Annotated in this window: 19 protein-coding genes and 2 tRNA genes; 3 read left to right on the forward strand and 18 right to left on the reverse strand. The window is 70.5% G+C overall.

Translation table 11 applies throughout. The annotated features are described in order from the left end of the window. Nucleotides 1-136 precede the first annotated feature (136 nt). From OCT49_RS09965 to OCT49_RS10005, 9 genes are all read right to left on the reverse strand, one after another. Nucleotides 137-209 (reverse strand) — tRNA-Ala (locus tag OCT49_RS09965). A gap of 162 nt (nt 210-371) precedes the next feature. Beyond that, nucleotides 372-605: a hypothetical protein gene (locus tag OCT49_RS09970; RefSeq protein WP_015608461.1), complete on the reverse strand. Its 234-nt coding sequence runs from the start codon at nt 603-605 to the stop codon at nt 372-374. Between the two features lie 570 nt (nt 606-1175). Beyond that, nucleotides 1176-1248 (reverse strand) — tRNA-Ala (locus tag OCT49_RS09975). 309 nt (nt 1249-1557) lie between these two features. Continuing rightward, entirely contained in the window at nt 1558-2211 is a 654-nt protein-coding gene (locus OCT49_RS09980) for a histidine phosphatase family protein (RefSeq protein ID WP_283855741.1), read from the reverse strand. Next, nucleotides 2208-2639 carry a ribosome silencing factor gene (gene rsfS, locus OCT49_RS09985; protein ID WP_283851528.1) on the reverse strand — a complete coding sequence of 144 codons (432 nt, stop codon included), beginning with the start codon at nt 2637-2639 and terminating at the stop codon, nt 2208-2210. The genes OCT49_RS09980 and rsfS overlap by 4 nt, the downstream gene beginning before the upstream one ends. 114 nt (nt 2640-2753) lie before the next feature. Next, nucleotides 2754-4532: an LCP family protein gene (locus OCT49_RS09990; protein ID WP_283851529.1), complete on the reverse strand. Its 1779-nt coding sequence runs from the start codon at nt 4530-4532 to the stop codon at nt 2754-2756. Between the two features lie 19 nt (nt 4533-4551). Next, complete coding sequence (nadD, locus tag OCT49_RS09995; protein WP_283851530.1) at nt 4552-5169, reverse strand: nicotinate-nucleotide adenylyltransferase; 618 nt, start codon at nt 5167-5169, stop codon at nt 4552-4554. 38 nt (nt 5170-5207) lie between these two features. Continuing rightward, a complete protein-coding gene (locus tag OCT49_RS10000) occupies nt 5208-5372 on the reverse strand; it encodes a hypothetical protein (protein WP_283851531.1) in 165 nt (54 codons plus the stop codon). Nucleotides 5373-5456: 84 nt separating this feature from the next. Beyond that, complete coding sequence (locus OCT49_RS10005; RefSeq protein ID WP_283851532.1) at nt 5457-5609, reverse strand: hypothetical protein; 153 nt, start codon at nt 5607-5609, stop codon at nt 5457-5459. A gap of 109 nt (nt 5610-5718) precedes the next feature. Here OCT49_RS10005 and OCT49_RS10010 point away from each other — a divergent pair, with 109 nt between their 5' ends. Further along, entirely contained in the window at nt 5719-6819 is a 1101-nt protein-coding gene (locus OCT49_RS10010) for a M48 family metallopeptidase (protein WP_283851533.1), read from the forward strand. Here OCT49_RS10010 and OCT49_RS10015 read toward each other — a convergent pair. The 5 genes from OCT49_RS10015 to proB form a co-directional block, all read right to left on the reverse strand. Further along, nucleotides 6807-7916, reverse strand: a complete 1110-nt coding sequence (locus OCT49_RS10015; protein ID WP_283851534.1) for an SCO2583 family membrane protein — start codon at nt 7914-7916, stop codon at nt 6807-6809. The two genes, OCT49_RS10010 and OCT49_RS10015, sit on opposite strands and share 13 nt — an antisense overlap. 442 nt (nt 7917-8358) lie before the next feature. Further along, complete coding sequence (locus OCT49_RS10020; RefSeq protein WP_283851535.1) at nt 8359-8937, reverse strand: SCO2584 family spore wall biosynthesis protein; 579 nt, start codon at nt 8935-8937, stop codon at nt 8359-8361. Between the two features lie 67 nt (nt 8938-9004). Beyond that, nucleotides 9005-10288, reverse strand: a complete 1284-nt coding sequence (locus OCT49_RS10025) for a glutamate-5-semialdehyde dehydrogenase (RefSeq protein WP_283851536.1) — start codon at nt 10286-10288, stop codon at nt 9005-9007. Nucleotides 10289-10373: 85 nt separating this feature from the next. Beyond that, nucleotides 10374-10898, reverse strand: coding sequence for a DUF8830 family protein (locus OCT49_RS10030; RefSeq protein ID WP_283851537.1), 525 nt, complete (start codon nt 10896-10898; stop codon nt 10374-10376). Between the two features lie 142 nt (nt 10899-11040). Continuing rightward, nucleotides 11041-12126 (reverse strand): glutamate 5-kinase, encoded by a 1086-nt coding sequence (gene proB / locus OCT49_RS10035; protein ID WP_283855742.1) that lies wholly within the window; start codon nt 12124-12126, stop codon nt 11041-11043. Nucleotides 12127-12566: 440 nt separating this feature from the next. Between proB and OCT49_RS10040 the strand changes: the two genes are divergently transcribed. Both OCT49_RS10040 and rfbC read left to right on the forward strand, forming a co-directional pair. Beyond that, the gene (locus tag OCT49_RS10040; protein WP_283851538.1) at nt 12567-14609 is read left to right on the forward strand and encodes a glycosyltransferase family 2 protein; all 2043 of its coding nucleotides are present in this window, start codon (nt 12567-12569) and stop codon (nt 14607-14609) included. A gap of 86 nt (nt 14610-14695) precedes the next feature. Beyond that, a complete protein-coding gene (gene rfbC / locus OCT49_RS10045) occupies nt 14696-15295 on the forward strand; it encodes a dTDP-4-dehydrorhamnose 3,5-epimerase (RefSeq protein WP_283851539.1) in 600 nt (199 codons plus the stop codon). A 113-nt stretch (nt 15296-15408) separates the two neighbouring features. Here rfbC and OCT49_RS10050 read toward each other — a convergent pair whose 3' ends face one another. The 4 genes from OCT49_RS10050 to OCT49_RS10065 all read right to left on the reverse strand — a co-directional run bounded on the left by OCT49_RS10050 (nt 15409) and on the right by OCT49_RS10065 (nt 19294). After that, complete coding sequence (locus OCT49_RS10050) at nt 15409-16203, reverse strand: O-methyltransferase (protein ID WP_283851540.1); 795 nt, start codon at nt 16201-16203, stop codon at nt 15409-15411. 156 nt (nt 16204-16359) lie between these two features. After that, nucleotides 16360-17208 (reverse strand): dTDP-4-dehydrorhamnose reductase, encoded by an 849-nt coding sequence (gene rfbD, locus OCT49_RS10055; protein WP_502963457.1) that lies wholly within the window; start codon nt 17206-17208, stop codon nt 16360-16362. Between the two features lie 32 nt (nt 17209-17240). Continuing rightward, nucleotides 17241-18227 carry a dTDP-glucose 4,6-dehydratase gene (gene rfbB, locus OCT49_RS10060; RefSeq protein WP_148835122.1) on the reverse strand — a complete coding sequence of 329 codons (987 nt, stop codon included), beginning with the start codon at nt 18225-18227 and terminating at the stop codon, nt 17241-17243. Then, nucleotides 18224-19294 carry a glucose-1-phosphate thymidylyltransferase gene (locus OCT49_RS10065; protein ID WP_283851542.1) on the reverse strand — a complete coding sequence of 357 codons (1071 nt, stop codon included), beginning with the start codon at nt 19292-19294 and terminating at the stop codon, nt 18224-18226. The genes rfbB and OCT49_RS10065 overlap by 4 nt, the downstream gene beginning before the upstream one ends. Nucleotides 19295-19404 lie beyond the last annotated feature (110 nt).

The following is a 19404-nucleotide window of genomic DNA, read 5'->3' on the forward strand; positions in this document are numbered from 1 at the left end:
CGGAAGAGCCACCCGCCCTCCTGCACCCCCGAAGGGGGTGGGCACCGGGAAAACCGGAGAACGCCCCCCGGACACACCTGTTCAGGGAAACGAAGAAGCGGGCCACTCTTGTGAGTGACCCGCTTCTTCTTCACTGTGGAGCTAAGGAGAATTGAACTCCTGACCTCCTGCATGCCATGCAGGCGCTCTACCAACTGAGCTATAGCCCCTTGCTGTGTGCCGCCCGGTTTCCCCGGCGACATCGAGAACATTACCGGTGACCCCGCCACTCCACCAAATCGTTTCCCGGTCGCATGGATTTGACCGGTTCTGCGGTACCCGGGTCGGCGCCGATCGGGGCCGATCGGGGCCGATCGGCGCCACCGGAGGGGTCACGCCGTGGCGAAGGAGTAGAAGCGCTTGAGGGTGCAGTGCTCCTCCAGCAGCCGTCCGTAGATCGGCTCCCCTTCCAGCTCCCGGTAGGTCTCGATCGGGTCGCCTTTTATGATCAGCGCCCGCGCACACTCCTCGCACCAGTACTGGTACTCCGGATTGATCGGATCCATGTCCCTGACGATGGGTGTGCCACTGCCGCACCAGTCACATTTCCGCCTGTGTGCACCCATGGGTCAGCTCCGGGTCCGGCCGCGGGCGGTACACGCACGACGAGCGCCGGCGGTACCCCCGCGCACCCGGACCGCACGGGGCGGACCGACGGCACGGCGGCGGGCCCGGACGCGGACGCGACGTCCGGGGGCGACAGATGCTTCGGGGGTCGGGGGGGCCGCAGGGGCTTCGGGGACAAGGAGCAGGTCCGGGACCTCTTGGCGGCTCGCAGGCATCGCGCTCCCTCCCGTTCGGTCCGTCGCCCCCTCCGGCGTTCCGATTCTGCCATGACCCCGCAAGAGGGACAGCCCGTCGAGGATCCGGCGGGTCGACGACGAGGCGGGAACCCCGTACCCGCGCCCGCCCCGGAGAGCGCAACGGCGCCCTCGGAACACACGTCCGCCGACACCGGTACCGGCAGCACCCGGCAACTCCCGTGCGCAGAAACGGCCGTGGAGGGACACGGCAAGGGTGACGATCGGTCAGGCGGCGGACCGGGAAGCGCGCCCGGCCGACGGAAGGCCGCCGGAGGCGTCGAGCGGTGGAAGAACGAGAAGATCCCGCCCCTGACAGGGACGGGATCTTGATTGTGGAGCTAAGGAGAATTGAACTCCTGACCTCCTGCATGCCATGCAGGCGCTCTACCAACTGAGCTATAGCCCCGCTGCTCGCTGTGTTTCTCTGCGTTTCCGCGCCGCGAACAAGAAGAACTCTAGCCTGTGACCTGCCAGAAAGTGAAATCCGGCCGACGGGGGCCGGGGCGGGCCTCCGTCCGCCGCCCCGCCTCGGCTCCGGGAGCGGGGCATCGGCGCCCCGGAACCGGAATGAGGCCCGGACCGGAATCGGCGCGGACCGCCCCCGGATGAACCGAACCGGGGCGGACGACCTCCCGGCCGGTCCCCGGCCATCCGGTTCCCGGGTGCCGAGTCCCAGGTACCGGGTCCCAGGTACCGGGTCCGGAGTCACAGGCACCTAGGTGTCGTCGCCGAGCACCGGCTCCGGCAGCGTGCCGGCGTTGTGCTCCAGCAGGCGCCAGCCGCGCGCGCCCTCGCCCAGCACCGACCAGCAGCAGTTGGAGAGCCCGCCGAGTCCTTCCCAGTGGTGCGCCTCCAGCCCCAGCAGCCGACCGATGGTGGTACGGATGGTGCCACCGTGGCTGACCACGACGAGCGTGCCGTTCTCGGGCAGTTTCTCGGCGTGTTCGAGCACGACCGGAGCGGCCCGGTCGGCGACCTCGGTCTCCAGTTCGCCGCCGCCCCGCCGCACGGGCTCGCCGCGCTTCCACGCGGCGTACTGCTCGCCGTACTGCCCGACGATCTCCTCGTGCGTGAGGCCCTGCCAGGCGCCCGCGTAGGTCTCGCGCAGTCCCGCGTCGTGCGCGACTCCGAGGCCGGTGAGCGCGGCGAGCTCGGCGGCCGTGGCCGCCGCACGCTGGAGGTCGGAGGCGACGATCGCGTCCGGCTTCAGCGAGGCGAGCAGCCGGGCGGCCCGCCGGGCCTGCCCGACTCCGACCTCGGTGAGCGCGATGTCCGTGGAGCCCTGGAACCGGCGCTCCAGGTTCCAGGCCGTCTGGCCGTGCCGCCAGAGGACGATCCTGCGCCCCCGGCCCTTCTTGCCGCCGCTCAGCTCTGCTCACCTTCCGTGCCGCCGGTGAGCTTGGCGTGCTCCTCGGCCTTGCCGCGGGTCTTGACCGCGTCCTCGGGGAGCGCGATCTCGGGGCAGTCCTTCCACAGGCGCTCCAGCGCGTAGAAGACGCGCTCCTCGCTGTGCTGGACGTGGATGACGATGTCGACGTAGTCGAGGAGGATCCAGCGCGCGTCCCGGTCGCCCTCGCGGCGCACCGGCTTGGCGCCGAGCTCCTTCTGGAGCCGCTCCTCGATCTCGTCGACGATCGACTTGACCTGGCGGTCGTTGGGGGCCGAGGCCAGCAGGAAGGCGTCCGTGATCGACAGCACGTCGCTGACGTCGTACGCGATGATGTCGTGCGCGAGCCGGTCGGCGGCCGCCTGGGCGGCGGCGTTGATGAGCTCGATGGAGCGGTCCGTGGCGGTCACAAGCAGGCTTTCGTCGGCGGTCAGATCAACCTCTAGGGTCTCACGGACCGCCGACAGCCCACGCAATGAACGTTCGAGTGCCGGATCAGCACCGCCCGGACGGCGAGGTCCGGGTCATTTGATCTTGTAGTCCTGGCCGAGCACGACGGACACGTCCACGTTGGCGGCGGGCTTGCCCTGCTTCACCGCCTCCGCCGGCAGACCCAGGGTCTTGGCGACCTGCACCGCCTTCTCCTTGTCCTGGGCGGTCCTGTGGATGACCTCGGACGACGGCATGGTCCCGGTCGTACCACCGTCGACGAAGGCGTAGCCGCCGTTGACCAGCTTGATCCGGGCGGATGCCACGCCCTCCTTGTCACCGGTGGCGTTCTTGACGTCGACCCGTACCACGGCACCCGCGGCCGGGGCCTTCACCGTGCCGCCCAGAACGTCCTTGACGACGTTCTCGGTGGCCTCGTCGGTGAGCGTGCCGTCCGGCTGGACCGGCAGCACGGTCGTCTTGTAGTCGCCGACCTTGGCGTGCTGGGCGAGCTTCGCCAGGGAGGCCCCGAGGTCCTTCTCGGGGAGCGAGGGGTCGAGGATCTGCGCGAGCGTCTGCACGGTGACCGTGGCGGCCTTCGGGTCGCCCGAGATCTTCCGCAGCACGCTCCGCATGACCTCCCCGAACCGCATGAGCTGCTTCGCCTCGGTCTCGCCGGGCCCCTGGTAGGTGGCGTACGCGACGGCCATCCGGCCGCTCAGGGTCTGTGACTCGCCCTTCTTCACCAGAGGTGAAGCACCCTTCTTGGAGTCGGGCACATCGGTGTCGGTGTCGATCTCGATGTTGCCGACCAGGTCGACGAGGGTCTCCAGGTAAGGGGTGTCGAGTCGCCACGTACCGCCGATGTCGGTGCCGAGCAACCCGTCGATGGAGTCGCGGGTACCGGTGGCGCCGTCGTCCTCGACCGACTTGCCGAGGGTGGTCGTGGCGCCCTCCTCGTTGGCGACCATGAGCGAGTTGGGCAGCAGGACCGTGGTTCCCTGCTTGGTCGTCACGTTGTCGACGAGCAGTGCCGTGGAGGTGCCGCCCTTCTTGGTGTTGTGCAGGTGGACCACGATGACGTCCCGCTGCTGCGGGCCCGCCGACGCCGTGTTGTCCTTCTCCGAGTCGGACAGACCGGGAATCTTTCCGGCGGACCAGAGATAGCCGACGCCGCCGACCACGACCAGGGCCACCACGACTATCAGCGCGACCATGCGGTTGCGGCCGCGGCGCCGCGCCTCCTCGCGCCGCTCGCTGCGGCTCTCGGTGAACTTCAGCCAGTCGATGACGTCTTCGGAGTCCTCGTCGGGCTCCTCGATGAAGGAGAACTGCTCGGTGCGGTAGTCGTGGTCGGCGCGGCGCTGCCCGGGGACGGCCGCTTCCGGCCCGGCGTCGAAGCGGGGCTCGGACTCCGGCTCGGGCTCGGGTTCCCGCGGGGCCGGGGCGGGCGCGGGCGGCATGGGCGGTGCCTGCGCCGGCGGGACCGGTTGCGCGCTCGCCTGCTGCGGAACGTTCCACTGCTGGGTGGTGTCGACCGCGGCGGGCTGCCGGCCGGTGTCGTAGCCGTAACCGTCATAGCCGTCGTAACCCGGTTGCTGGGGCTGCTGGGAGGCGTACGGGTCGTACGGCTGCTGCTGGAAGTACTGCTGCGGGGCCTGGAGCTGGGCGTACGGGTCGTACCCGTACCCCGGGTCGGTCTGCTGACCGTTCTGCAGGTGGGGCTGCTGCGCCTGCTGGTGGGGCTGCTGGGAGGCGTACGGGTCGTACGCCTGCTGACCCGCCTGCTGGTACACCGGCTGCCCGTACTCGTCGTAGCCGATGACCTGCGGCTGCTGGTAGTACGGGTCGTACGGGTTCTGCTGGTCGTTCACCGGTGCCCCTCTGCGTCGCTCATTCGCCGCGGTACAGCTGGCGCTTGTCGATGTAGCGGACCACGCCGTCCGGCACCAGATACCAGACCGGGTCCCCCTGCGCGACTCTCTCACGGCAGTCCGTGGAGGAGATGGCGAGCGCGGGAACCTCCACGAGGGAGACGCCGCCCTCCGGCAGGCCCACGTCCGTGAGCACGTGCCCCGGCCGGGTCACACCGATGAAGTGGGCGAGCGAGAACAGTTCGTCGGCGTCGCGCCAGGTGAGGATCTGGGAGAGCGCGTCGGCACCGGTGATGAAGAAGAGGTCGGCGTCACCATGGATCGCGCGCAGGTCCCGCAGCGTGTCGATGGTGTACGTGGGGCCGCTGCGGTCGACGTCGATCCGGCTGACGGAGAACTGCGGGTTGGACGCCGTAGCGATGACCGTCATCAGATAGCGGTCCTCGGCCGGGGAGACGTGCTTGTGGCTCTTCTGCCACGGCTGCCCGGTCGGGACGAAGATCACCTCGTCGAGGTGGAACTGGGCGGCCACCTCGCTGGCCGCCACCAGGTGTCCATGATGGATCGGGTCGAACGTCCCGCCCATCACGCCGAGTCGGCGCTTTTCGCGGCCGGTAGGCACTTCCTGCTCTCCCATGCGTGCAGAGCCTACTGGCACAGCTGTACGCCTCTGTCTCAGCGGTCGCGGTTGAAGCGTGTGGTGATCCACAACAGGAGCATCAGCACGACGAACGCGCCGCCTCCGGTGAGGTACGGGTTGAGGCTTTCGTGGTTGCCACCGAGTTCGCCGCCCTCGGAGGCGAGAGTGACCAGCTGGTGTGCGGTGCTCGTGAGGCTCATCTTCGGCAGGACCTATCGATCGGGAGTCGGAAGGAAGACGTCGCGCACATCGTATGCGGGGGCCCCGGGCACGCTCACGCCGACTCAGTCGTTGTTGTCGTCGTTGCGGTACCCGCGCAGCAGGAACCAGCCGAGCAGAGCGGCTCCGACGAGCGAGACGAGCAGCACGACACGGAGCGTGTTGCCAGGTCCATGCTCCTCGGATGCGGCGGCGAGCAGAGCAACGGTTTGCGGCATGTCGGGCGTCTCCTCTGTTATCCACAGCCCCCCGCACACCGTAGCCCCAGCACCTACGCTGGGGTGTGTCAGGGGGCGAGCGACGTCTCGTACGAACAGGGGGCCATCCATGACCGAACACAGCCACGAGAACGTGCCCAGCAGGCAGCGCAGGCGCTTCACGGGCATCTCGTCCCGGGCCTACGAACACCCGGCGGACCGCTCGGCCCTGGTGGCCCTGCGCAAGCTGAGCGGTTTCGACACCGTCTTCAAGACGCTGAGCGGTCTGCTGCCCGAACGCAGCCTTCGACTCCTCTTCCTCTCCGACTCCGTCCGGGTGAGCGACGCCCAGTTCGCCCACCTCAACGACATGTTGCGGGATGCCTGTTACATCCTGGACCTGGAGAAGGTCCCTCCGATGTACGTCAATCAGGACCCGCAGCCCAATGCCATGTGCATCGGCCTCGACGAGCCGATCATCGTGGTGACGACGGGGTTGGTGGAGCTGCTCGACGAGGAGGAGATGCGGGCCGTCATCGGCCACGAGGTGGGGCACGCCCTCTCCGGCCACGCCGTTTACCGCACGATCCTGCTCTTCCTCACCAGCATCGCCCTGAAGGTCGCCTGGATCCCGCTGGGCAACGTCGCGATCATGGCGCTCGTGACGGCGCTGCGCGAATGGTTCCGCAAGTCGGAGCTGTCGGCCGACCGGGCCGGACTGCTCGTCGGCCAGGATCTTCAGGCCTCGATGCGCGGTCTGATGAAGATCGCGGGAGGCAACCACCTGCACGAGATGAACGTGGACGCCTTCCTCGCCCAGGCCGACGAGTACGAGAAGGGCGGCGACCTGCGCGACTCGGTGCTCAAGATCCTCAACCTGCTGCCCCGCTCCCACCCGTTCACCACGGTCCGCGCGGCCGAGCTGAAGAAGTGGTCCGAGACCCGCGACTACCAGCGGATCATGGACGGCCACTACCCGCGGCGCGACGAGGACAAGGACACCTCGGTGACGGACTCCTTCCGCGAGTCCGCGACCCACTACGCGGACACGGTGCGCACCAGCAAGGACCCTCTGATGAAGCTGGTCGGCGACATAGCGGGCGGTGCCGGGGACCTGGGCGGCAAGCTCCGCGACAAGTTCACCGGCCAGGGCGGGGGCACGGCCGGCAGGAGCGCCGGGAACGACGACACCAACGGGTCGGCGGGGCCGGAAGGGGCTCAGGGGTCCTGAGGGGCCGCGGACCGGGCCGGGGGCTGCTGCTGGAGGACGTCGGCCTTCAGGGTGCCGCAGAGCGCCGCCGCGGGGCGGCCCGTCGCGTACGGGTCGGTGCCCGCGGGGCCGCGATGGGAGGCGTGCTGCCCGGCGAGCAGGGGCTGCAGCGCACCGGTGTTGTCCGTGGGGCACGACTGCGGCCCGGCCTGGACGTAGCTGGTGCGCACCTCCAGCCGGTGCAGTCGCAGGTCCTCCCGGTCGAAGCGGAAGTGCAGCTCGCGTCGCACGGTGAAGAGTGAGGCGTCGTCCGCCGCCCGGGGGCCCGCACCGGCCGGGCGGAGCGTGTAGGTGAAGGTGTGGTCCGACACCACCTCCAGTGTGTCGGACCCCTCCTCGGCGTAGCTCAGGGTGCCCCGGACGCGTATGTCCGGACCGGCGAGCGCCACCTTCGCCGGGTCGAACCGCACCAGCCACCCGGTCGCGGCGTGCCGGCCGTCGTCGACCGGGTGGTCGACGCTCTGCTCGAACTGGGTGGTCTGGTCGGGGTCGAGCAGCATCTGCACCGGGCGCACGACACCGCCGGTGAGCACGTCGGGGTCGAGCGAGGACGCCACCAGGTAGTCCTTGGCCGTGTCCAGGGCCACCTCCACCTGGTTGACCGAGAAGTTGTCCGTCCGCCTGAGCACCGGCAGGTTGATGCCCGCGGCCCCCTTCTCGAACTGCGCCGCGGGGCTCTTCGCGAGAAGCCCGGCAGCCGTTCCGCCGGGTACGGCGCCCTGGGGCGCCAAGGGCACGACGGTCGACCTCATGGGCTCGGCCCGCCTGCCGGCAGGGGGCTGGTAGGGGTGGCGAAGGCCCATGTACACGGCCGTCCCGAAGGCCAGGGCGATCAGGAGGAGCAGGGCGACGAGGGCCCTGGAACCGGCGCGGAAGCGGCGGGACGGCAGGCTGCGCACGGCGGGGGCGTGATCGGTCAGACGCTCCTGGGCGGAGAATTCCTGCAGCCGGGCAGCGCGCACGAACGATTCGTCGAAGACGAGTGACCGGTACTCGTCCTCACTTCCGCCCGCCGGGTTCTCGGGCGGACCTTCTGGCGGTTCTCCGTGGCCTGCCATGGCTTCTCCCGACTCCACGTCACCGGGCGGGCCGGAACGCTTCGCTCTGCTTCGGCCGAACGGCTTCGGACAGGGCCTGCCCGTCATGGGTTCGCATGACGTCGCACGGCTGCACGGCGGGTGTCGCACAGCTACGCATGGTGCGCGGGTTGCGCATATGCGGACGAGCGAGAAGCCCCCTCGGTGAGAGGGGTCACACTTTCAGGGTAGGTCGATCGGGGCCGGGGTAAACGCCCAGTGGCGAAGAACCGGCTGTGGGCTTCCCCGGGATCTTCGGGCACGCCACCGGATTCACGACCAAGGGGAACGGCCCGGGCGCAGGGGGCGCAGTCGCCTCCGAGGGGGCATCACTCCGGAATGTGTGCGTCCGGCCGCTCGCGGTGTGTGATCCCGTACGAGGTGCGCAAGCGTCCTCGGTGCCCCGGGAGGGGGTACGGGCCCGTCAGCCCGTGCGGGGCGCCGCGGAGGCTGTGGGCCGGGGGTGGTCCGTGACGGCGGAGGGGGCGGCTCCGGGGCCCGGGGCGCTGTCCACCCCGGTCGTGGCGGGCGGCGGGGCGGGGTCCTGGCGGCTGCCCGAGGCGTTGCGGTAGACGGCGCTGAAGGCGAGCGCGATCATGCCGAGGCCCATCAGCACCGCGAGCAGCCAGGCCACCGGCCGGTGCCAGCGCGCGGAACTCCGGTAGGGGCGCAGGGTGCCGCCGTGCCGCCCGTAGGGGTCGTCGGGGTCCGGGAAGTCGTCGTGGGGACCGTGGCGGCCGTATGTGCCGCCCGGACCGTATCCCTCGTCGTGGAGGTCCTCGTCCAGCGGGGCGCCGCCCGCGCGGGCCCGGGAAGCCTCGGCCTCGGCGCGGGCCTGGGCGGCTGCCAGCAGCCGCTCCACGGCAGTCGGTTCATGGATCTCGGCGGCCCGTACGAAGTCCTCGTCGAACACCACGGAGGCGAAGTCCTCGTCCGCGCCCCCGCGGTCGTCGTCGGGCTCCCAGCCGTCCGGGAACGGCCTGCCCCCCACGTCGTCCGGCACGGCTCCAGACTAGCCCCGCCGGGTCGTTCTGGGCAGGGAGCCCGCAACATTCACCGGCTCCGGAAGGTCACCGCACGTGGCCGTCGCCCGTGACGATGTACTTCGTCGAGGTGAGCTCCGGCAGCCCCATCGGGCCCCTGGCGTGCAGCTTCTGCGTGGAGATGCCGATCTCGGCGCCGAAGCCGAACTGGCCGCCGTCGGTGAAGCGGGTGGACGCGTTCACGGCCACCGTCGTGGAGTCCACCAACTGGGTGAAGCGGCGGGCCGCCGCCTGGGAGGTGGTCACGATCGCCTCGGTGTGGCCGGAGGACCAGAGCCGGATGTGGGCGACGGCCGCGTCCAGCGAGTCCACGACGGCCGCGGCGATGTCGTAGGAGAGGTACTCGGTCTCCCAGTCCTCCGGCGTCGCCGCCACCACGGTGGCTCTGGTCCCCCCGGCGTGCGCGAGCACCTGCTCGTCGCCGTGCACGGTCACGCCCGCGTCGGCCAGCGCGTCCAGGGCCCTGGGCAGGAACCGGTCGGCGACGTCCCGGTGCACCAGGAGGGTCTCGGCGGCGTTGCAGACGCTCGGGCGCTGCGCCTTGGAGTTGATCAGGATCTCCACGGCCATGTCGAGGTCGGTCTCCGCGTCCACGTAGACGTGGCAGTTGCCGGTGCCGGTCTCGATGACGGGCACGGTGGACTCCTCGACCACCGTGCGGATCAGCGAGGCGCCGCCGCGCGGGATGAGGACATCGACGAGGCCGCGGGCCCGCATCAGTTCCCGTACCGAGTCGCGGCTCTCGCCCGGTACCAGCTGCACCGCGTCGGCAGGCAGGCCCGAGCCGCCGACCGCGTCCCGCAGCACCCGGACGAGTGCGGCGTTGGAGGAGTACGCGGAGGACGAGCCGCGCAGCAGGACGGCGTTGCCGGACTTCAGGCAGAGGGCAGCGGCGTCGACCGTCACGTTGGGCCGGGCCTCGTAGATGATGCCGACCACGCCGAGCGGCACCCGGACCTGGCGCAGGTCGATGCCGTTGGGGAGCGTCGAGCCGCGGACGACCTCGCCGACCGGGTCGGGCAGCGCCGCCACCTGCCGCACGTCGGCGGCGATGGCGCGGATCCGCTCGGGGGTGAGGGTGAGCCGGTCGATGATCGACTCGCTGGTCCCGGCCTCGCGGGCGCGGGCGACGTCCTCGGCGTTGGCGGCGACGATCTCGCCCGTCCGCACCTCCAGCGCGTCCGCGACGGCCAGCAGCGCGTCGTCCTTCGCCGCGCGGGGCAGCGGCGCGATGTCGGCGGCGGCGGAGCGGGCCCGGTAGGCGGCCTGGGCGACCGGGGACATGTTGTCGTACGGCGAGAGCGTGGTCATGCCCGCAGGGTAGTGCGCACACTGCGGGCATCCGGCCCGTATCCCGTGATGCGAGACAACTCCCCCGCCGCCCGTCGCGGCGGGGTCAGTAGGGGTGCACTCCCACCGGGGCGGCCGGGGGCGGCCCGTATCCCTCCGCGACGCGCTGGTGGTACGTCTCGCGGTCGATGACCTCCAGGCCGACGATCTCCCAGGGCGGCAGCCGGGCGGTGGACCGGTGCTCTCCCCACAGCCGCAGTGCGACGGCCGCCGCGTCGTGCAGGTCGCGGGCCTCTTCCCAGTAGCGGATCTCCGCGTGGTCGTCGGCGTACCTGCTGGTCAGCAGGAAGGGGTGGTCGTGCGCGAGCTGTTCGAGCCCGCGTCTGACCTCCTCCAGGGGCACGGCCCCGCCCGAGACGCTGAGCGTGATGTGCCACAGCTTCGACGGGGTGCGTTCCGTCCTCGCCGTCTCGGGCGCGGGTTCCTTCACCGCCGTCGGTCCGGGGCCGGCGGGCCGGTTCTCCTCGGGATCCGCGGACCCGCCGCCCTCGAAATCGGCTCCCGCTCCGACGCTGGTCAGGGCCCGGCCGGCCGTTCCTCGGGGCGGCGCCCCCGGGCGCGCTCGTCTCACCGGCGGCCTCCTGTGAATGCGTTCGCTGTGCTGTACCCCGTTTGTGTCCCGCTACAAAGTTGACCAGTCCTCGGCCGGGGATGGGGTGGTTTTCGGGAAGGTCTCCGGTGCGGGACCGGACTTTCAGCCGTTTCAGGGGCCGTCAGGGGTGCAGTACGACCAGATCGTCCCTGTGTACGATCTCGCGCTCGTAGGCCGGGCCGAGTTCCCGCGCCAGGTCGCGGGTGGACCGGCCGAGCAGCTGCGGGATCTCCTTGGCGTCGAAGTTGACGAGTCCGCGCGCCACCGGCCTGCCCCCCAGGTCGCGCAGCTCTACCGGGTCACCGGCCGTGAACTCTCCCTCGACCCCGGCGATCCCGGCGGGCAGCAGCGAGCTGTGACGCTCGACGACCGCGCGCACCGCCCCGTCGTCGAGGGTCAGCGAGCCCTGCGGGGTGGAGGCGTGGGCGAGCCAGAGCAGCCGGTCGGCCGAGCGGCGTCCGGTGCGGTGGAAGTACGTGCCGGTGTCCCGTCCGGCCAGGGCGTCCGCGGCCCGGCTCGTCGAGGTGAGGACGACCGGGACCCCGGCGGCCGTGGCGATCCGGGCGGCCTCGACCTTGGTGACCATGCCGCCGGTGCCGACGCCGGCCTTCCCGGCGCTGCCGATGGTGACGCCCGCGAGGTCCGCCGGGCCGGTCACCTCGGCGACCCGGGCGGTGCCCGGGGTGCTGGGGTCGCCGTCGTAGAGGCCGTCGACGTCCGAGAGGAGGACCAGCAGGTCGGCGCGGACGAGGTGGGCGACGAGCGCGGCGAGCCGGTCGTTGTCGCCGAACCGGATCTCGTCGGTGGCGACGGTGTCGTTCTCGTTGACGATCGGGAACGCGCCCATGTCCAGCAGTTGGTCGAGGGTGCGGCAGGCATTGCGGTAGTGGGCGCGGCGGCTGGTGTCGTTGCTGGTCAGCAGCACCTGGCCGACGCGTACGCCGTACCGTGCGAAGGAGGCGGTGTAGCGGGCGACGAGCAGCCCCTGGCCGACGCTGGCGGCGGCCTGCTGGCGGGCCAGGTCCTTGGGCCGGCGGACCAGCCCGAGGGGGGCGAGCCCGGCCGCGATGGCGCCGCTGGAGACGAGCACGATCTCGCGTTCCCCGCCGCTGCGCACCTTGGCCAGTACGTCGACGAGCGCGTCGACCCGGTCCGCGTCGAGGCCGCCCGCCGCGGTGGTGAGGGAGGAGGAACCGACCTTGACCACGATCCTGCGGGCCTCTGCAACGCCCTGCCTTGCCCCTGACACGTCCATCCCCAATGATTCGGCCTCTCGCCCGGCCCCCGCAATCTACGCGAGCGGCGGCGACGGCGCTCGGGCGTTCCGCTCCCTGGACCTGCCCGGTCCGGCTGCGGGAGGGCCTGATCCCGGTTCCGGAAGAGCGGATCGGCGTCCTCCGCTTCCACACTTCCCCGGCCCGCCGCACAAAGGAGTCATGTAATACGGAACACTCCTCCGAAACTCGTGAGGGCATCCGGTCATGATTGGCGGAATCATGGCGGTCCGGGTGGGCAACCATCGAGGCGCCTGGATCATCTAACAGTCGATAGGGTGCACGGCGGGCGGCTCACCATGCCCGTTTTCAGCGGCACGGGCCCGCGTCAGCCGCCGCCAGAGGGACTTCTACAGACAGTGGGACAGCAGCAATGCCAGTCAAAGTAAGTGTCGTCATTCCTGTGTACAACCCGGGCAAGTACATCGACCCCTGCATCGACTCGCTTCTGCGGCAGACCCTTCCGGCAGGGGAGTTCGAAGTCCTCTTCGTCAACGATGGCTCGACGGACGACACTCGCGAGCGGCTCGAGAAGCTGGCTGGTGAGCACCCGCATTTCCGCGTGATCACCATCCCCAATTCCGGCTGGCCGGGGAAGCCCCGCAACATCGGCGTGGACGAGGCGAAGGGTGAGTACGTCCAGTTCGTCGACCAGGACGACTACCTCGCTTCCGGCGCGTTGGAACGTCTGTACGCCATGGGTCACCGCAACGGCTCGGACATCGTCATCGGGAAGGTGGCGAGCAACTTCCGCGGTGTTCCCCACGGCGTGTTCAAGAAGAACCGCGAGAAGTGCACGTTGCGTGACGCCCCGCTGTACGACAGCCTCACGCCACACAAAATGTTCCGCACGGAGTTCCTCCGCGAGAACGGCATCGCCTACCCCGAGGGCAAGCGGCGCCTGGAGGACCAGCTCTACATGATGCAGGCATACTTCCCCGCCAAGGTCGTATCGATCCTCGGCAACTACACCTGCTACTACTACTCCCGCCGGGACGACGGCCAGAACGCCGGCTCCGCGAAGATCGTCCCGTCCGGCTACTACGGCAACCTCCGCGAGGTCCTCGACGTCGTCGTGGAGAACACCGAGCCCGGTGCCTTCCGCGACATGCTGCTGCGGCGCTTCTACCGCGTCGAGATGCTCGGCCGCCTCAGCGAGCCCGCGGTCCTCAAGTACGCCCCTGAGTATCTGGACGAGATGTGCGACGCCGTCCAGGACCTGGCGTCCGACTTCATGGACGACGGGGTGCACGACGGGCTCGGCCCCGTGCTGCGGCTGCGCTCGACCCTGCTGCGCAACAACGACCGTCAGGGCCTCGTCCGGATCTCCCGGTTCGCCGCCTCGGTCAAGGCCGCGGCCCGCCTGGAGGGCTTCGCCTGGCGTCCGGACGGCAAGATCGACCTCACCATCAGCGGCCGGCTCGTCCACGGCGACGACCAGGCTCCGCTGACCCTGCTCCGTCGCGACGGGCGCTACTTCCTGCACCCCGAGATCACCGAGGGGCTGCTGCCGGAGGGTGAGCTCCTGGACGTCACCGACGACATGAACGGGTTCTCCGCCGAGCTGGCGCTGCGCAACCGCGAGACGGCCGTCGAGTGGTCCTGCCCCGCGCAGTTCACCGCGCGGGTCGAGGAACTCGGCGACGACGTCTGCGAGGTCGTCCTGCACGGCAGCGGCCAGATCGGCTCGGAGGCGGCCGGGGGCCGCGGCCGGGTCTCCCGCGGTTTCTGGGACGTCTGGGTACCGCTGCGCGGTCTGGGCCTGGTCCGCAAGGCACGGCTCGGCGCCGACCGCGACCCTGCGGTGGACGCCGACTGCCTGCCCGCCTCGCTCGGCTCGCCGGCCCGCGCCGTCATCCCGTACTTCACCGACCCGCACGGCAACATCACCCTCGATGTCGCCCGCCGCTCCAAGAAGCTGGCCGATTACCTCGAAGGCCGCCCGGTCCGGCGATCCCCCGGCAACGGCCCCACCGATCTGCGCCTGGACCTCTTCACCGGGTCCAACACCGCACCCTCCGCGACCGTGCTCGTTCTGAGCCCGGCGGACGGGGCGGAGGGGCCCACCCACCAGCTCCGCACCACCCTGCGCCCCACCGCGGGACGGGCCCACCTCACGGTGCCCGAGCACGCCCCGGGCGTCGCGCCCGGCACCTGGAAGCTCTCGGTCCGGCTGGACGGCGAGAAGAACCCCGCGTTCCACCTCTGCGACGTCACCGTGGGCAAGGGCGGCCGGATCACCGTTCCCCAGAGCCTGCCCGCGATCGATGCCGGGGTCATGCACGGGATCACCGCCAAGCGCAGGAAGGCGAAGCTGCGCCGGGCGCTGCGTGCCGTCGGCGGCCCGATCGTCCGCAGGCTTCCGGCCAAGGGCCGCAAGCGGGCGCGGCGCCTCGCCGCCCGGATCACCGGCTGACCCCACCGCGTACCGCCGTACGCTTCCCACCAGCAGACACCGGCCGAACACCTCGGCCACCGGCCACAGAACAAGGACGTGATCGCATGCGGCAGCTCTCCATCGCAGGAGCCTGGGTGCATGAACCCAAGGTCTTCCCGGACAGCCGCGGCAGCTTCCACGAGTGGTTCAAGGCCTCGGAGCTCAGCGAGGCCGTCGGGCACACGCTGCGGCTCGCGCAGGCGAACTTCTCCGTCTCCAGCCGGGGGACGCTGCGCGGCGTGCACTTCGCCGACGTGCCGCCGAGCCAGGCCAAGTACGTCAAGTGCGTGCGCGGCGCGGTGCTCGACGTGATCGTGGACATCCGGGTCGGCTCCCCCACGTACAAGCAGTGGGAGGCCGTCCGGCTCGACGACGTCGACCACCACTCCGTCTACCTCGCCGAGGGGCTCGGCCACGCCTTCATGGCGCTGACGGACGACGCCTCGGTCGCCTACCTGTGCTCCGAGGGCTACTCGCCCGGCCGCGAGCACGGCATCAACCCGCTCGACCCCGAGCTGGGCATCGAGTGGCCGCAGGGCCTCACCCCGCTGCTGTCCGACAAGGACGCCGCGGCGCCCTCGCTGGCCGAGGCGGAGGCGCAGGGCCTGCTGCCCTCGTACGAGGCGTGCCAGGAGTACTACGCGCAGCTGCGCGCCCGCGGCTGAGCCCGGGCGGGAGAACGCCGGAGCCCCTGCGATCCGTACGGGTCGCAGGGGCTCCGTGCTGTCGGAGAGGGGCGGCCGGCCCCTCACTCCGCGGCCGGCCCGTCACTCTGCGGTCAGCCCGTCACCCTCTTGATGCGCGAGCGCACCGGGGCGAAGGCCGAGCGCGGGCGGTGCAGGTTGCGGGCGCGGGTCAGGGCCGGCCAGAAGTCGGCGCGGAGCAGCGCCTCGGGCCGGACGGCGTTCTTGCGCACCAGCACCTCCTCGGGCACGTCCTGCGGGTCGGGTACGACGTACTCCTCGATGATCTTGTCGTACGCGTTCTTCAGGACGGTGTTCCCCGGGTCGGCGCCGAACACCACGACCACCCCGGTCGGTTCCGTGTCCACCTCGACGACCACCAGGTCGGGGCGGTAGCGGCGCAGCACCTGCGCCACCTTGTACACGTCGCCGGTCCAGTACTTGGTGTGCCGGTCGCGGGCCGCCTCGTCGACGTCGCGGGGCAGCATGTCGTCCAGCACGATCACGCTCGACCAGCGGGAGTGCTTCTCCACGTTCATGAAGTCGCGCAGCGCGTACTCGAAGAGGTGCATGCCGTCGATGAAGGAGAGCTCCAGCTTCGGGTCCCCGCCCATCAGGTTGAGCGGGTCCCGGCGGGCGAGCGCGCGGAACGGGTTGCGGCCGTTGCGCAGGTGCAGCAGCGGGTCCTTGCGGGCGAAGAAGGCGTCACTCGTCGCCCTGACCAGGTGGACGTCGCAGCTGATGTCCGTCACGACCCGGAAGGCGGGGTCGACGGCGACGGAAGGGACCCGCGAGAGGGCCAGGCTTCTGCCGTCGTTGACCCCGATCTCCAGATAGTTCCGAGGACGGTAGATGCGGTGCAGATGGCGCAGGAACTCGTGGCGGTTCACGGGGAGCAGCCCTTCGAAGGAAACCAACTGGTCCGGTTCCCGGCGAAGTTACCTTATGACCATCCTGCGATGTAAGCGTTCTCCCTTATGCAAACCCTCGTTGCGAACATCTTTGAAATTTGACGGGATTCGACCGTCTGCCGGACCAATTCGTGATCATGGCCGCTCGGCGGCAAGGAGCGCCGGGAACGCCTCCTCCAATGCCGCCCGCCAGTCCCGGACCGGTTCGATCCCGGCCCGTGCCCAGCCGTCGTGGCCCAGCACGCTGTACGCGGGCCGGGGCGCCGGCCGCACGAAGGCCTCGCTGGTCGTGGGGCGGACGCGGGCCGGGTCGGTGCCCAGGAGCCGGAAGATCTCCCGGGTGAAGCCGTACCAGGTCGTCTCGCCGCCGCTGGTGCCGTGGTAGACACCGGCGGGGGCGGTGCCCGCGAGGGCGGCCAGTCCGAGCCGGACCAGTCGGTCGGCCAGGTCGACGGTCCAGGTGGGCTGACCGCGCTGGTCGTCCACCACGTCGAGGGTGTCCTTGACGCCCTCCAGCTTGATCATCGTACGGACGAAGTTGCCGCCGCCCGCGCCGTACAGCCAGGCGGTGCGGACCACGTAGCCGGTGTCCGGCAGGGTGCTCAGCACGGCCTGCTCGCCGACCAGCTTGGTGCGGCCGTAGGCGCTGCGCGGTGCGGTCGGGTCGTCCTCGGCGTACGGCTTCTCGCCGTCGCCGGCGAAGACGTAGTCGGTGGAGACCTGGAGGAGCACGGCACCGTACTCGCGGCACGCCTCGGCGAGGACGGCCGGACCCGTGCCGTTGACCCGCAGCGCGGCGTCCTCCTGGGACTCGGCGTCGTCGACCGCGGTCCAGGCGGCGCAGTTCACCACGACGGCGGGGCGGTGCTCCTCGAAGGCAGCGCGCACCGACGCGGGGTCGGCGACGTCGACGGCCGCCCGGTCCGCGGCGACCGCGGTGACGTCCTCGGCGGCGAGCCGGGCCAGGACGTCCCGGCCCAGCATCCCGCCGGCCCCGGTGACCAGCCAGACGGCGCTCACAGGGCGGCCCTCTCCTTCAGCGGCTCCCACCAGGCGCGGTTGTCGCGGTACCACTGCACGGTCTCGGCGAGGCCGGTGCGGAAGTCCTTGCGGGGCTCGTAGCCGAGCTCCTCACGGATCTTGGTGCAGTCGACCGAGTAGCGGCGGTCGTGGCCCTTGCGGTCCTCGACGTAGGTGACGCTGGTGTCCCAGTCGGCACCGCAGGCGTCCAGCAGCAGCTGGGTGAGCTCCTTGTTGGAGAGCTCGGTGCCGCCGCCGATGTTGTAGACCTCGCCGGCCCGGCCCTTGGTGCGGACCAGCTCGATGCCCTGGACGTGGTCGTCGATGTGCAGCCAGTCGCGGACGTTGGCGCCGTCGCCGTAGAGCGGGACGGTCCCGCCGTCCAGCAGGTTGGTGACGAAGAGCGGAATGACCTTCTCGGGGAAGTGGTGGTGCCCGTAGTTGTTGGAGCAGCGGGTCACCCGCACGTCGAGGCCGTGGGTGCGGTGGTACGAGAGCGCGATCAGGTCGCTGGACGCCTTGGCCGCGGAGTACGGCGAGTTGGGCGCGAGCGGGTGGGTCTCGGGCCAGGAACCCTCGTCGATCGAGCCGTAGACCTCGTCGGTGGAGATGTGCACGAAGGTCTTGATGCCGGCCAGGTGCGCGGCGTGGATCAGGGTGTGGGTGCCCACGACGTTGGTGCGGACGAACTCGGCGCCGCCGTCGATGGAACGGTCCACGTGGGACTCGGCGGCGAAGTGCACCACCTGGTCGTGCTCGGCCATCAGCTTGGCGACCAGCTCCGGGTCGCAGATGTCGCCCTGGACGAACCTGAAGCCGGGGTGGTCGCGCACCTCGTCGAGGTTGGCCGGGTTGCCCGCGTAGGTGAGCTTGTCGAGCACGGTGACGGCGACGTCGCCGGGGCCCTGGGGGCCGAGCACCGTACGGACGTAGTGCGAGCCGATGAAGCCGGCGCCGCCGGTCACCAGGATGTTGGTGGTCATGAGGAGATCTGCACCTTGCTGTGGTCGCCGAGCACGAGTCGGTGGGCGGACGGGGAACGGGGGGCGGGGGTCACCTCGACGTCGCGGCCGATGAGCGACGCCTCGACGCGACGGACACCCGCGATGGAGGCGCCCCGCAGGACGATGGAGTACTCGATCTCGCTGTCCTCGATGCGGACGTCCTCCGAGACCGAGGTGAACGGGCCCACGTACGCGCCGCTGATCACCGAACGGGCGCCGATGATCGCGGGCCCGACGATGCGGCTGCCGCTGACCTTGGCGCCCGGCTCGATCCGGACCCGGCCGATGATCTCGCTGTCCGCGTCGACCTCGGCGCCCTCCTGGAACGGCTCGACGGCCTCCAGGACGGTCCGGTTGACCTCCAGCATGTCGGTGACGTTGCCGGTGTCCTTCCAGTAGCCGCGGATCGTGGTGGACCGCACGTCGCGCTTCTGGTCGATCAGCCACTGGATGGCGTGCGTGATCTCCAGCTCGCCGCGCCAGGACGGCTCGATCGAGCGGACGGCCTCGTGGATGGCGGGGGTGAAAAGGTAGACGCCGACGAGCGCCAGATCGCTCTTGGGCTCCTTCGGCTTCTCCTCCAGGGCCACCACCCGGCCCGCGGCGTCGAGTTCCGCGACGCCGAAGGAGGTCGGGTTGGGCACCTGGGTCAGCAGGATCTGCGCGTCGGGCCGGTCCGAGCGGAACTCGTCCACCAGCCCGGTGATCCCGCCGACGATGAAGTTGTCGCCGAGGTACATGACGAAGTCGTCGTCGCCCAGGAAGTCCCGGGCGATCAGCACCGCGTGGGCGAGGCCGAGCGGCTCCTCCTGCGGGATATACGTGACCTCGATGCCGAGCGCGGAACCGTCACCGACCGCCTCGCGGATCTCGGGCGCGGTGTCGCCCACGATGATGCCGACCTCGGTGATGCCCGCTTCCGCGATGGCTTCCAGCCCGTAGAACAGCACGGGCTTGTTCGCCACGGGCACCAGCTGCTTGGCCGAGGTGTGTGTGATGGGACGCAGGCGGGTGCCGGCCCCTCCGGATAGTACGAGAGCCTTCACGTGAGCAGTCCCCATAACGATCTGTCGGTCCTGTCGCGGGCGCGACGTCCGAACGATTTTACTGATGCTTCCCTGTTGCTTCTCCGCGTGTTCTCCGGCGGATCGGCCGG

The organism is Streptomyces sp. ML-6, assembly GCF_030116705.1.
Classification (GTDB): domain Bacteria; phylum Actinomycetota; class Actinomycetes; order Streptomycetales; family Streptomycetaceae; genus Streptomyces.

What these genes read in the sequence shown, in the direction of transcription:
- OCT49_RS10040 (WP_283851538.1), top strand. Translation starts at nt 12,567, where the DNA reads ATGCCAGTCAAAGTAAGTGTCGTCATTCCTGTGTACAACCCGGGCAAG.
- OCT49_RS10010 (WP_283851533.1), top strand. Translation starts at nt 5,719, where the DNA reads ATGACCGAACACAGCCACGAGAACGTGCCCAGCAGGCAGCGCAGGCGC.
- rfbC (WP_283851539.1), top strand. Translation starts at nt 14,696, where the DNA reads ATGCGGCAGCTCTCCATCGCAGGAGCCTGGGTGCATGAACCCAAGGTC.
- OCT49_RS10000 (WP_283851531.1), bottom strand. Translation starts at nt 5,372, where the DNA reads ATGAGCCTCACGAGCACCGCACACCAGCTGGTCACTCTCGCCTCCGAG.
- OCT49_RS10015 (WP_283851534.1), bottom strand. Translation starts at nt 7,916, where the DNA reads ATGGCAGGCCACGGAGAACCGCCAGAAGGTCCGCCCGAGAACCCGGCG.
- OCT49_RS09970 (WP_015608461.1), bottom strand. Translation starts at nt 605, where the DNA reads ATGGGTGCACACAGGCGGAAATGTGACTGGTGCGGCAGTGGCACACCC.
- OCT49_RS10005 (WP_283851532.1), bottom strand. Translation starts at nt 5,609, where the DNA reads ATGCCGCAAACCGTTGCTCTGCTCGCCGCCGCATCCGAGGAGCATGGA.
- rfbD (WP_502963457.1), bottom strand. Translation starts at nt 17,208, where the DNA reads ATGCTGGGCCGGGACGTCCTGGCCCGGCTCGCCGCCGAGGACGTCACC.
- OCT49_RS10025 (WP_283851536.1), bottom strand. Translation starts at nt 10,288, where the DNA reads ATGACCACGCTCTCGCCGTACGACAACATGTCCCCGGTCGCCCAGGCC.
- rfbB (WP_148835122.1), bottom strand. Translation starts at nt 18,227, where the DNA reads ATGACCACCAACATCCTGGTGACCGGCGGCGCCGGCTTCATCGGCTCG.
- nadD (WP_283851530.1), bottom strand. Translation starts at nt 5,169, where the DNA reads ATGGGAGAGCAGGAAGTGCCTACCGGCCGCGAAAAGCGCCGACTCGGC.